Raw genomic sequence first — 12,260 nt, 5'->3', positions numbered from 1 at the left:
GGGAAATCCATGCGCAAGTTCGTCACGATTCTTCTGGCCGCCTGTGCCGCCATGCCTGCGCTCGCTCATGCAGAGGAGGTGATCCAGGTGCCGGGCTTCGCGGATTTCCTCGCGGTGGACGGCAAGACCGTGTGGGTCACCAACAAGGGCAAAGTCGAGCAGTGGTCGCGCAAGGGCAAGCGCGCCGAAGTGGCTATGGCACACCCCTGCGGCGCCATGGCCATCTCCGCCGGTTCCTTGTGGGTGGCGGATTGCGACGAAAAGGCGGTCAAGCGCATCGATGTGAAGACCGCGAAGCTGGTTGCCACGATCCCCACCGGCATCGCCTCCACCGGAGAATTGAACGTGGTGGCGGGAGACGGTTCGGTCTGGGTCGCCAGCGATAACGGCGCCGAGGATCGCGGCGGCTTCGTCGCCCGCATCGATCCGGCCAAGAACGCCGTCATCGCCTCGGTTCCGGTCGATGCGGGCACCTGGTACCTGACTTACGGCTTCGGCGCGGTCTGGGCCGTGAGCGCCGCCAAGCAGTCGCTCCAGCGCATCGACACGGCGACCAATGCCGTCACTGCCCGGATACCCCTCGGCAAGGAGCCGGGTTTTCTTGCCGCGGGCGAGGGCGGCGTCTGGGTGCAGGAGCAGGGCGACGGCACGCTCGCGCGCATCGATCCCGCCACCAACGCGCTGGCCGGCCGCGTCAAGGTGGGCGACAATCTCAAGTGGGGCGACATCGATACCGGCGCGGGCAAAGTCTGGTTGCGCACCACCGACGACCAGATCTTCGCGGTGATCGATCCGGCGACGATGACCGTCGCGGCGCGCAAGGGCAAGGCGGCGGGCAGCGGCGCCTTGCGCTGGACGCCCGAGGGTGTCTGGACCTCCGCGCACGATGAACACACGCTTTCCTGGTGGAGCGGAGCGGAATTGCAGCCGACCCGGTGAGCCGGGGCTGCACATGGCGCTCGCGCTACGTCCCCGCTCTGTTCTATCACCTTGATTCGGCGGGCCGCCGTCCCCGACGGTGGCCGCCTATTGGGACCGATGACGCATGAGCGAACGTACGCCGATAACCGACAAGAAATTCGCCAGTCGCGTGGACTGGAACCTGATGCGTACTTTCGTCGATATCGTGCGGGCAGGCGGCATCGGCGCGGCGGCGCGGCAGCTCAACAAGCAGCAGCCGAGCGTGAGCGCCGCGCTCAAGCGGCTGGAAGATCATGTCGGCACGACCCTGCTTCACCGCACGGCGGCGGGCGTGGAAATGACGACGGCGGGCAAGGCCATGATGGCCCTTTGCGAGGACATGCTCGAATCGGCGCGCATGATGCCGCACCAGATCGCCCAAGCGACCAAGCGCGTCGAAGGCGTGGTGCGGATACAGATCGTTTCCGCCATCGTCTCTGAAGAGTTCGACGAGGCGATCACCAGCTTCCACAGGCGCAATCCCGACATTCAGATAGAGATCCGGGTCTCGCCCTGGCGCCAGGTGCTCGATGCGCTGGAAGCGGGCGAAGTGGAACTGGGCATCGGCTACGACAACAGCGTACGCGGCAACCTGGTCTACGAACCGCTGTTCGTCGAACACCAGCAGCTCTATTGCGGCCGCAGCCACCCGCTGTTCGGCTATCGCATCACCCAGCCGAAGGAACTGAAGGACGAGGCCTTCGTGCTCATGGGAGAGGGCGAGATCGAGATCATCACGCATCTTCGGCGGCGCTATCGCCTGGGCACGCGGGTGGCAGGACTGGCCGACGACATGAACGAAGTGCGCCGCCTGATCCTGTGCGGCGTGGGCATCGGCTTCCTGCCCACACCCATCGTGCGCGCCGATGTGGAGCGCGGTGCCCTCTGGCCGCTGCTCCACAGCGATTTCGAGCCGGGCTACGACATATTCCTGCTGGCCCGCGCCGAACCTGAGCGCGACACCGCCACGCAGTTGTTCGTGGACGAGGTTTTCCGGCGGATTCGCGCGCACCCGCGCGTGTAGATTTCGGTGCGGACAGCCAGGGCATAGTCCTGATCGATGGCTGGCATCGTGAATTCGCCTCTGCCCTGATGACGCCGGCCGTCGCAGTCTTGCCGAATACGGGCAAGACGAGGGCGGCAAGTGATCTCCAGAACCACTCCTCCAGAACAAGGGACAGGGCTCTCCGCCGGGCTGCGGGCATTCGCTGCGACGATGCTGAAGCTCCTCCGCAACGGAATCGAGGCGCGGGCCGAGGCGGTTTGTGGCGCAAGCAGCAGGAGGGAAGGCCGGTGACGCGAAAGGGCCATCTCTTCCACGCCCTGGCGATTGCCGGCGCCTTCGTCACCGCCGCTATCGGCCAAACGGCATGGGCGGCACCGCGCGAGAAGGCTCGCCTGGTGTCGTGCGGTGCTGCCGACTGTCTGCTGCTCTCGGGCTTCCGCGCCGGTCGCGATCATGTCGTTCGCATCAACGGGCACTCCGTGGACGTTGAGGGCGGACGAGGGTGGAAGGTGCTCCTGCCGGTAGATACGGTTCGCGAATGGTCTCGGCCTGGCGCAAGGAGCATTGCCGTCAACACCGCGCCGCTAAATGCGAAAGAAGAGGTGTCGCATCAAGTTGTTCTGCCGATCGGTATGCTCGGGAGTATTACTGAACTGGCGTATCTAGTAATACCGCAAAGGTAACTTTGCCGATTCGGCGGCAGGACTGTCGGATATATTGCAAGTTCTTCCCAAAGGCGCTATGGAGACGTCAGTCCCCGTAGAGTGATCCCGTATCCGCGCTTTGGAGAAGATGATGAAAATTGGCATTCTGGCGCTGGCATCCTTGGCCTTCGCATCCCAGGCATCGGCAGCTACCGGTGAAAATCCGTTCGCCCAGGATAGGGCCGTGCTTGAGCTCAAGGGGCTCGACCTCGCCACCGCCGAAGGGCAGCAGCGTCTTGCGATCCGCATGGACAACGCGGCACGCTCCGTCTGTGGTGAAAAGATGGCCAGCGTCCACCTTGTTGCAGAGCGCAAGGCACAGGATTGCCGCACGGCGGTGCTGGCCGATATCCGCAGCCAGATCGAGAATCGCCGTGCCGACGCTTTCGCCACTTCGGCGACAAGGCTCGCCATCGCACGCTGAACCGCCGTCCGAAGCGCTTTTTCGTCGGATGAAATTGTCCGATGATTCGAAAACGCTTCGTTCAGTCCGGCTTTTTTCCGAACAGTCGAACCGTCCTTCTCGCCTCGCGGCAAGTTGGGCGGTTTCGGCGTAAGTGGCTTGGAAGGCGACTGGCCGAACTGCTTCTGCGATACTTGTAGCAACCTCTATCGCCTGCACATCCCGCGGCATAGACCGCATCTATGCGTAACATATTGCATTGGTAACTGGCGGCGCCACGCCACTTTCACGATGTTCTGAGCATATCAGGACACCATGAGGGCAAGAGCATGGAAGGGGTACGGGTAGGCAAGAGGATCATCGGCGCGCAGTCGCCGGTCACCGTGGGATGGGAAAACATCCCGCGCGTGGAAGGCGGGCCGATGAAGCAGTTCATCTTCACCTGGTTCCAGCCCACTGTTCTGTTCGCGCTGATCGCCTTCTGGTACTACGCGCCCAACTCGATCGCGAAGGCATCGACCGCCATCGGCATCGGCATCGGCTTCAAGGTGCTGCTGCTGGCGATGGAGTGGGCCTTTCCCCGGCATGAGAGCTGGAGCCTGACCTGGAAGGAACTGGCAACCGATCTGTTCTACGTCGGCCTGGGCTATACCCTGCTGCGGATGGTCGAAAACTACATCGGCGACGGGGTGATGATCGAGGCGATCCAGCACAATCTGGATTGGAACAAGTTCACCTGGTTTCTTGGGCTGCCCTTGCTGCTACAGGCCTTCCTGATCGCGTTCATCTTCGATTTCGGTCAGTACTGGATGCATCGCGGTATGCACAACTGGTACCCGCTTTGGCTGACCCACTCCGTTCACCACTACATCACCCAGTTGAACATCAACAAGGGCGCAGTGGGCAATCCGGTGGAACTGTTCCTGATCGGCCTGGGCATCGGTGGCTTCTTCGACTTCCTGCCCCGCGCGGCCCTGCTCGCAGGCGCCTTCGGCATGGCGATCGGTACGTACCAGCACATCAACGTCCGCTTCAACACGCCCCGCTGGTGGCGCTTCCTGTTCAACACGACCGAACATCACAGCGTGCACCATTCCCAGGATTTCGAAGCGAGCCGCAGCAACTATTCGAACACCTTCATCTTCATCGATCGCATGTTCGGGACATGCGTGGACGGTGAGGCCGAACTGCTGGGGATGGAGGGTGGTCGGCGCATGTCGATCTCCGAACAGATGACCTTCCCGTTCACGGAAGCGTGGAAGACCATTCGTGAGAAGTTCGGCCGCGAGAAGTTTGGCCACGAGAAGTACGGATCGTCGACAGCCGTGCCGGCCGAATGATGCACGGCCTTTATCCGGCCTGATCACCCTCAGACCGACTGCATCCCGAAACGCTCTTCCAGGGAACGACCAAATGAACGCAGGCTTCCTCAATTGGATATGGCACGTGAAGGGCAGCCTGAAGCTCGCTCCCGAGCAAACGAGCGACGATGTGTTCGAGAGGCTCGCTCCCCTGTTTCGCGAAACCGGTACCAGCCACAAGCGTGCGAACGACAGCCTGACCTTTCAGAAGAAAGATCCAGCCGCCCAGGACAAGATGGCGGTCTTCGAAAACGGTGTTTTGCAGGTGGAGAAGGGGCCGACCGGGGCCATGCTGCACTATCACCTGACCAGCCGGGCGCTGCTGTTCTGTTTTCTGGCGCCGCTGCTGTTCCTTGCCTTCGCGCAGATCACGAACGTCCTGGCCAGTTTCGAAAAACCCGCGACGGAAGAAGCGAGCAGTAAGAAGGCTGATCAGGACACGGCTTTGCCCCAGAACCCGATCGACAAGGCTCTGGGTGCTCCGGTACCCGAAAAGCCGAAGAAGAAGAGTGCGGCCGAAGGGCAAGAGAAGAAGAACTCCCCGAAATCCGCGTATGTCTTCGCCGGGATTTTTGCAGTGCTCTATCTGGTCGGCCGCATTCTCGAGCCGAGGCTGGTCGGGGCCTTGTTCAGGCGCAAGCTTCAGGACCAGCCTGCCTAGGTTATAAGCCCAGCCGGGGTGATGCGGGCAAGGATACTCCGTTCGCCTATTCGGCGGCTGTCGGCAGGCAGCCGCCGTTGTCGTTTTACCGACTCGCGACGGGACCTTTTGCATCTCCCCACCACGCGAATTCCCCTAGCGCCCAGGCGGGCCTGCTCCCTTCACGACGGGTTTCGCAGAAAGCCGTTTCCATCGGTTCGCCGCAAGAAGCGCTCGAATGAACGGCGCTGCCACTCCGTGTGGCCAGAGTGTTCATGTACTGGAAAGGTTGATCTGAACACCCAGGAACTCCCTAGTGTTTAAGTGCAGCGAGAATGCCGCACATCATATGAAACGAGACGGTTCGGGTTTCTTTCGCAGCGGCGCCTTTCTGGCGCAGTGGACGAATTAGAAGATGCGATTACGCAGGCCCAGCTTGTTACGTTTGGAGGAGTAGTGCCATGAGTGTCATTTCCGCGAAAAAATCCAAACTTTTCTTGGTGATCGGTCTGGCGGGTGTTGCCGTTTCTGGCAGTGTCGCCGCGCAGACGCAGGAAGCGCCGGAAGCCGACGTTTCGGCCTCTTACAACTCTGCACCGGCAGAAGCGGCCGAGATGACCGAAGGACCTGAGGTCAAGGGCATCATTTCCGCGCGCAGCGGCGACCGGATGCAGGTCACTGCGGCCGATGGCAACAAGTCGGTGATCACCATCAACGATGCCACGAAGATCAAGTCCAGCGGCGGTCTGTTCGGTCTGGCTAGCGACAAGCTGGCTGCCACTTCGCTGCTCAACGGCCTTCCGGTTACGGTCAAGACCCTGCAATCGGGTGGGGAGCTGGTGGCCAGCCAGATCAATCTGCAGAAAAAGGATCTGAAGACCGCTTCGATGATCCACAACGGCACCGACCAGCGGTTCGCCGAGCAGACCGCAGCTACCGAAGCGCTGAAGGGCCGCATGGGCGATATCGACCAGTACAACGTGAAGGGCACGACGAACGTGAACTTCGATACCGGCAAGGCTGCCCTTTCGCCCGAGGCGAAGCAGGAACTCTGCGCCGCCGCCAGCCAGGCTGAAGGCATGGACAACGCCCTGCTGCTGGTCGTGGGCTACACCGACTCCACAGGCAGCCCCGAACTGAACCAGACCCTCAGCGAAAAGCGCGCCGGCAGCGTCGTCAATTACCTTCAGCAGGCGTGCCACTGGAAGCCCTACCGCATGCTCACCCCCACGGGCATGTCCGAAGCCGATCCGGTTGCCGACAATCAGACCATCGAGGGCAAGGCTCAGAACCGCCGCGTGGCCGTGAACATCCTCGTCAGCAAGGGCCTGGACGGCCTCTAAACCGCAAGGAGGCGGGCTCGACCCGCCTTCGGTACACTATCGTCGGGCCAGGATGCGTAAGCGCACCTGGCCCGATTTTTTCGACTGTGCCAAAATCGCAACGGTTGGTTAAAATCTGGCGAAGCTGTTGCGAGTGTCTCGCATTATCGCTTAAGCGCGCCCCCATACGCCAATATTGGCAAGGGGAACGCGAAATGAACCATATCCGCAAGCTCGCGCTGAACGGCGCAGCGATCGTCGCACTGGCCACCGTGCCCGGCGTGGCGTTCGCAGCCGAAGACGCCGCCGACCAGGCCGATACGGCCGGCGACATCCTTGTCACCGGCGCGCGCGCCAGCACCAAGACCGACACACCGCCGATCCAGGTGCCGCAGCCCGTCACCACGATTTCGGAAGAGGTGTTCAGGGCCCAGGGCGCGATCAGCATCAGCGATACGGTAAAGTACGCAGCCGGCGTTCTGGCCAACCCCTACGGCCGCGATACGCGCGTGGACGGCTTCAACATCCGTGGCATCAGCGCCCTTCAGTTCCGCGACGGCATGCGCGACATCTTCTCGTACTATGCCAGCATCACGTCCGACCCCTACAACTTCCAGGAGGTCGAGATCGTTCGCGGTCCGGCTTCGGTTCTCTACGGCCAGGGCTCGATCGGCGGCCTCGTGAACCTCGTGTCCAAAACCCCCGAGTTCCGTACCGGCGGCGAGGTCAACGTGGTCTACGGCAGCTACGATCGCAAGGAAGCGATGGGCGACATCAACGTGGCCCTGACTGACAACCTGGCGATCCGCGGCGTTGCCCGCGTGCGCGACGCCGATACTTATGTCGATCACGTCCCCGACGACCGCGTGATGTTCGCGCCTTCGATTCGCTGGCAGCCCACGCCCGATACCGATATCGTGCTGAACGGCCTCTATCAGGAGGACGATACCGGATCGACCTCGCAGTTCCTGCCCATCATCGGCACCTTCCTGCCCAACCCGGGCAACCCGAGCGGCAAGCTGGACCCCTATACCTTCGTCGGCAAGGCCGGGTGGGATCGGTACAACGGACGCTCGCTCCAGGGCGGCGGCGCGATCACCCACAAGTTCTCGGACAATATCCGCATCAGCCTGAAGGCGCGCTATATCGACAGCGACCTCCAGTATTTCACGCATTATGCGGACAGCTACACCAATCCGCTCGATCCGTTCTCGGTCTACGGAACCGATGGCCGCACCATCAAGCTGACCGCCGATGCAAGCGATGCGCGCATGAACGTGTTCTCGACTGACAACAACGTCCAGTTCACCTTCAACACCGGCGCCAACATCGAGCATAACTTGCTGGTCGGCATCGACTACAGCTGGAACAAGGTCGGCAAGCGCTATGCCAATACGTTCGGCGTAACCGAACTCGTCGATCTCTACGACATCGACTATGATGCGCTGCTGTCTTACACGCCCTCGGGCCCGTACAGCTATGACAGCCAGAAGCAGCTTGGCATCTACGTGCAGGATCAGATCCGCTTCTACGATCGGGTTTCCGTCGTTCTGGGCGCCCGTCGTGACCGGGTGACCTCTTCGGCCGGAAGCGAGGACAAGGCCACCACGTTCCGCGCCGGCATCATCGGCGAACTGGTTTCCGGCTTCTCGCCGTTCTTCAGCTATACCGAGAGCTTCCTGCCGGTTGCCGGCCGGATCCAGCTTCCCGGCGGCATCCCGAGCGACCCTTACAAGCCGCAGACGGGCACGCAGTTCGAAGTGGGCTTCAAGTGGCAGCCGGAACAGCATACGCTCGTCACCGTCACCGCGTTTGACATCAAGGAGCGCAACCGCGTGCTCTATGGGGCGCAGAACTCCACGACGCAGGCCGGCGAGCTGAAGACCAAGGGCGTCGAGGTGGAAGCCAGCTATACCCTGCCGGACGATTTCGAACTGCTGTTGAATTACGGCTACAACAAGCTGAAGTCGGAAACGAACACCAACCTGGATTACATGCCGCGTCACATCGCCTCGGCATGGTCCACCAAGACGTTCGGCGTCTCGGACGGTGCAAGGCTGCGCCTCGGTGCGGGCGTCGTCTATACCGGCAAGAGCATTTCGACCAGTTCGCTGTGGTCGATCGTGACGCCGTCGCGCACCACGGTCGATGCCCTGGCGGAAGTCAGCTGGGAAAACTGGCGCCTGTCGGTCAACGCCACCAATCTGCTCAACAACAAGTTCTACGCTTCGTGCCTGGCGCGCGGCGACTGCTTCGTGGGCGCGCCGCGCAACCTCATGGCGACGCTCGGCTACAGCTTCTGATAGAACCTGTGTCGGCCCTCGGCGTGCTTCGGCAGTCGAGGGTCGACCGCACTTGGGCGCCGTCCGCACAGGCGGCGGCGCGCGCTGGGGGCTGTTCAGCGCTCCCAGTAAGGCGGGTCACCGAAGCTGCGGCGCAGGCTGTCTCCCAAGGCGCGGATCCTGGCGGCGGCGCCGTGGTCCTTCGGATAGGCAAGGAACAGCTCCGCGCCTTCGGCCTCCAGGCCGATGTCGATTTCCTTCAGCGCTCCGCTCGCCAAAGCGTCATGCACGAAGAAGCTGGGCAGCAGGGCGATGCCCAGGCCCGCTGCTGCGGCGTCCCTCATCACCAGGCCGTTATTGACACGCAGCGCCGGTTTGGGGCGGATCACCGACCACCCCGTCGCCGTGGCGAAGCGCCAGTCCCCCGATCGATTCGCGTAGAGAATGCCGCGATGGCGTTCCAGTTGCGCGAGCGACTCAGGGGTGCCGACGCGCTCAAGATACTCCGGCGAGGCGACCAGCAGGCGACGGCTCCTGGCCAATCGGCGCGCGATCAAGCGGCCGTCCCCCACTGCGCCATGACGCAAAACGGCGTCGAACCCGCCGCTTGCGGCATCCACGAAGCCATCGTCCAGTTCCAGTGAAACCTCGATTTCCGGATAGTCCCGCAGAAAGCTGGAGAGGGCCGGGCCCAGATGGAGAATGCCGAACCCGACGGGGGCGGAGAGTCTCAGCGGGCCGGAGAGCCTGCCGCTGCGAGCGGCCAGTTCGGCCGTCGCTTCTTCCGCCTCGCGCAGGATGCTCTGCGCACGGGGGAGAAAGGTCTGGCCGCTGTTGGTGAGGGAAAGCCTGCGCGTCGAGCGCTGGACCAGAGTCGCGCCCAAAGTGCGTTCCAACTCGGCCAGTCTTTCGCTGACCACCGACTTGGCAAGCCCGAGCCGGCGGGATGCGGCGCTGATCGAATCGGCCTCCGCCACGGCGACGAAAGCCACTATGCCGTCGAACTTCATCATCGTTCGGGAATCCCGTCATCCAGTTCCAAGATTTGCCGGCTAGTGCGAACGATGCCCGCAGGACATGTTCCTGTCCAGAACGAGAAGGCATCGCGCTTCTCGAAATGGATGGAGACACTTCATGAGCGATTTCAACGGCAAGAATGTTCTGGTTCTCGGCGGTAGCCGGGGCATCGGCGCGGCGATCGTGCGGCGCTTCGCGGAAGGCGGCGGCCAAGTCGCCTTCACTTATGCCGGCTCGCAGGAAGCGGCCGAAGCCCTGGCGGCGGAAACTGGCGCGCTGGCGATCCGCGCAGACAGTGCCGATCGGGAAGCGGTGATCGCCACGGTAGCCGGTCGCGGCGCGCTGGACGTGCTGATCGTCAATGCTGGCACGCTCGTGCTCGGAGATCCGTTGGAACTGGACGCGGATTCGGTCGATCGCATGATCGACATCAACGTCCGCGCTCCTTATCACGCCGCCGTCGAAGCCGGGCGCCGCATGAACGCGGATGGTCGCATCATCGTGATCGGTTCGGTGAATGCCGATCGCATGCCGTTCGCGGGTGGCGCGGCCTATGCGCTGACGAAGTCGGCGATGCAGGGCATGGTCCGCGGACTGGCGCGTGACTTCGGCGATCGCGGTATCACCGTCAACAGCATCCAGCCGGGGCCTACCGACAGTGAAATGAACCCGGCCGATGGCCCGATGGCATCGACCATGCACGGTTTCATGGCGATCAAGCGCCACGCGCGTGCCGGGGAAATTGCCGAACTTGCCGCCTTCGTCGCCGGTCCGCACGGCGCGATGATCACAGGCTCGATGCAGACGATCGACGGCGGCTTCGGCGCCTGATCGAGAGAGCGGGATGGGACTATGAGCGATAGCGGTTGCCGTACCCATCCCGCCGATGGCGTGAAATTATGCGCTCCGTCGCATTTTCTCTCGTATTTACCCCTACCCCGATCGCCCCATTGAAACCTGAGCCCCGGACGAGCATTTTCCTGAAGGTGTTGAGGAGACCAGGTGGTGGCAAACGAATGCATCGCGTATCGTGATTCGAAGGGGGGGCTTCATGCATCGGCGGAAAAAGCCACGCTGGAAGACTTGGCCGGGGTTCTCGGGCGCGTAGGGGATGAGGGCGGCATGACCGCCGGCGTAGCGCGCATGATTTTCGACAAGCGCGCGGAGATCGAGCGTGTGTTCGCCGAACATGATTCGATCATGGCATCGGCCGACAGCCGCCGGTCGGATGACTCGGCGCCGCTCGTTCCTCAGCCACCGCAGATTCACGTCGTAAATTAAACTGCGAGGGATTCAGGCCGGGCGAGTCTGAACGGCGGATTGCAAAACTCCGCCGTTTTCGACCCCGAGCGGTTATTTGGCCCGCGCGGTTACTCGGAACGGGATTCCTCCGGCGCCGCTTCGCGATAGCCGTGGCCGGATTCCGTGCTTCGAATATCGAAAGTGAACCAGGCATCCTCACCATAGTCGTAGAGCTGGACCAGGCGGTCGGTCACTTGCGCCATGTAGGAGTGCGATGTCGTGCGATCGTGGCCCCGGACTTTCTCCCCATCGATTTCCATCGAGATGAAAGCGTCTTCCCCGGCGTCGTAAAGTTCGGGAAGGGTGCCGCTGAATTTCGCGCCTCTATCGCCATCGAAGCCCTGTAGCTGGTCTCCACGGCTTTCCGCAGCGATCCGGAGATCGCGTCGGGCCGAGTGATCGAAAACCCCGGCGACTTTCCTGCCGACGATGAAGGCGTGGGCCGCCGCAGCCACCATTGCGCGCGTATGTGCAAACATGCCGCTACCTTGGCACCCGAAGCACCGAGAAATCAAGCCCGGTCGATAATCGGCGCGCCTGTCGGTGCTCTCGAAGCTACGGGAGGATATTCGGCAAGATCCTCGGCGGACAAAACCCGCCTGACCGTCGCACGAAAGCAATCTTGAACTTTTATGTCAATAATGAAGGCTTAACAGGGCAGGGAGCGCTCGGCCGATTCGTCTGAGGCTGTTGTTTCAGGGTTTTTACCAATAGCGTTAGCCCCTACTCCTATGGCGTACTCCATCGCTGAGAAGTTCAGGTCGCCAATAGAATTTCCGCTCGTTTTTATTGAGGGAGGCGACCTATGATTCAACATGCAGCCAAGATTCTGATCGGGGACCACCAGGAGGTCCTGCGCATCGGTGTGCGCAACCTGATATCGTCGATGCACGATATCGATGTGGTCGCGGAGGCATCCGACGGGCTCGAAGCGTTGGAACTTGCGCGAAGCTGCAATCCCGACATCGCCATAGTCGAGCACGCCTTGCATGGCCTGAACGGCCTCGATCTCACGCGCCGCCTGCAGAAGGAGCTGCCGGCCACCAGGGTCATCGTCTACACGGCCAGCTTCACCGAAGATCTTCTTGTCGACTATGTCAGGGCCGGGGCTCGCGGCGTGGTATTGAAGATCGATCGTCTCGACGACCTGAAGATCGCCATGAAGCGGGTGTTGCTGGGCAAGACCTATTTCTCGTCATCGATCTACGAGGCTCTGGCGCATAGGCTGGCGCAGACACAGGGCAAGGAAAGTTCCATCCTGAC

At 62.1% G+C, this 12,260-nt stretch carries 13 protein-coding genes; 11 read left to right on the top strand and 2 right to left on the bottom strand.

Translation table 11 applies throughout. From position 1 onward, the window contains the following. Positions 1-9: 9 nt before the first annotated feature. The 8 genes from RT424_RS00440 to RT424_RS00405 all read left to right on the top strand — a co-directional run bounded on the left by RT424_RS00440 (position 10) and on the right by RT424_RS00405 (position 8,699). Entirely contained in the window at positions 10-939 is a 930-nt protein-coding gene (locus tag RT424_RS00440; protein WP_313433654.1) for a YncE family protein, read from the top strand. Between the two features lie 106 nt (positions 940-1,045). Next, on the top strand, positions 1,046-1,984 hold the full coding sequence (locus RT424_RS00435; RefSeq protein WP_313433652.1) for a LysR family transcriptional regulator: 939 nt from the start codon (positions 1,046-1,048) through the stop codon (positions 1,982-1,984). A 269-nt stretch (positions 1,985-2,253) separates the two neighbouring features. Further along, positions 2,254-2,649, top strand: coding sequence for a hypothetical protein (locus tag RT424_RS00430; RefSeq protein ID WP_313433651.1), 396 nt, complete (start codon positions 2,254-2,256; stop codon positions 2,647-2,649). Between the two features lie 109 nt (positions 2,650-2,758). Beyond that, a complete protein-coding gene (locus tag RT424_RS00425; RefSeq protein WP_313433649.1) occupies positions 2,759-3,094 on the top strand; it encodes a UrcA family protein in 336 nt (111 codons plus the stop codon). 308 nt (positions 3,095-3,402) lie between these two features. Continuing rightward, complete coding sequence (locus tag RT424_RS00420) at positions 3,403-4,413, top strand: sterol desaturase family protein (protein WP_313433647.1); 1,011 nt, start codon at positions 3,403-3,405, stop codon at positions 4,411-4,413. A 73-nt stretch (positions 4,414-4,486) separates the two neighbouring features. Beyond that, the gene (locus RT424_RS00415) at positions 4,487-5,095 is read left to right on the top strand and encodes a hypothetical protein (RefSeq protein ID WP_313433645.1); all 609 of its coding nucleotides are present in this window, start codon (positions 4,487-4,489) and stop codon (positions 5,093-5,095) included. A gap of 440 nt (positions 5,096-5,535) precedes the next feature. Continuing rightward, positions 5,536-6,417, top strand: coding sequence for an OmpA family protein (locus RT424_RS00410; RefSeq protein ID WP_313433642.1), 882 nt, complete (start codon positions 5,536-5,538; stop codon positions 6,415-6,417). 194 nt (positions 6,418-6,611) lie between these two features. Continuing rightward, positions 6,612-8,699: a TonB-dependent siderophore receptor gene (locus RT424_RS00405; RefSeq protein WP_313433640.1), complete on the top strand. Its 2,088-nt coding sequence runs from the start codon at positions 6,612-6,614 to the stop codon at positions 8,697-8,699. 95 nt (positions 8,700-8,794) lie between these two features. Here the strand turns inward: RT424_RS00405 and RT424_RS00400 are convergent, their stop codons facing one another. Continuing rightward, positions 8,795-9,691, bottom strand: a complete 897-nt coding sequence (locus tag RT424_RS00400; protein WP_313433638.1) for a LysR family transcriptional regulator — start codon at positions 9,689-9,691, stop codon at positions 8,795-8,797. Between the two features lie 121 nt (positions 9,692-9,812). On the opposite strand from RT424_RS00400, the gene bdcA reads away from it, so the two are divergent. Further along, positions 9,813-10,526, top strand: coding sequence for an SDR family oxidoreductase (gene bdcA / locus RT424_RS00395; RefSeq protein ID WP_313433635.1), 714 nt, complete (start codon positions 9,813-9,815; stop codon positions 10,524-10,526). 171 nt (positions 10,527-10,697) lie between these two features. Then, positions 10,698-10,976, top strand: coding sequence for a hypothetical protein (locus tag RT424_RS00390; RefSeq protein WP_313433632.1), 279 nt, complete (start codon positions 10,698-10,700; stop codon positions 10,974-10,976). Between the two features lie 89 nt (positions 10,977-11,065). Here RT424_RS00390 and RT424_RS00385 read toward each other — a convergent pair whose 3' ends face one another. Further along, positions 11,066-11,476 (bottom strand): hypothetical protein, encoded by a 411-nt coding sequence (locus RT424_RS00385; RefSeq protein WP_313433631.1) that lies wholly within the window; start codon positions 11,474-11,476, stop codon positions 11,066-11,068. 326 nt (positions 11,477-11,802) lie between these two features. Between RT424_RS00385 and RT424_RS00380 the strand changes: the two genes are divergently transcribed. Continuing rightward, the coding region (locus RT424_RS00380; RefSeq protein WP_313433629.1) for a response regulator transcription factor at positions 11,803-12,260 on the top strand (458 nt) is incomplete at its 3' end.

The sequence above is a fragment of the Novosphingobium sp. genome (assembly GCF_032093395.1).
GTDB lineage: Bacteria > Pseudomonadota > Alphaproteobacteria > Sphingomonadales > Sphingomonadaceae > Novosphingobium.
The sequence above is the reverse complement of the archived record's forward strand: the minus strand, read 5'-3'. Positions and strand labels throughout refer to the sequence as shown.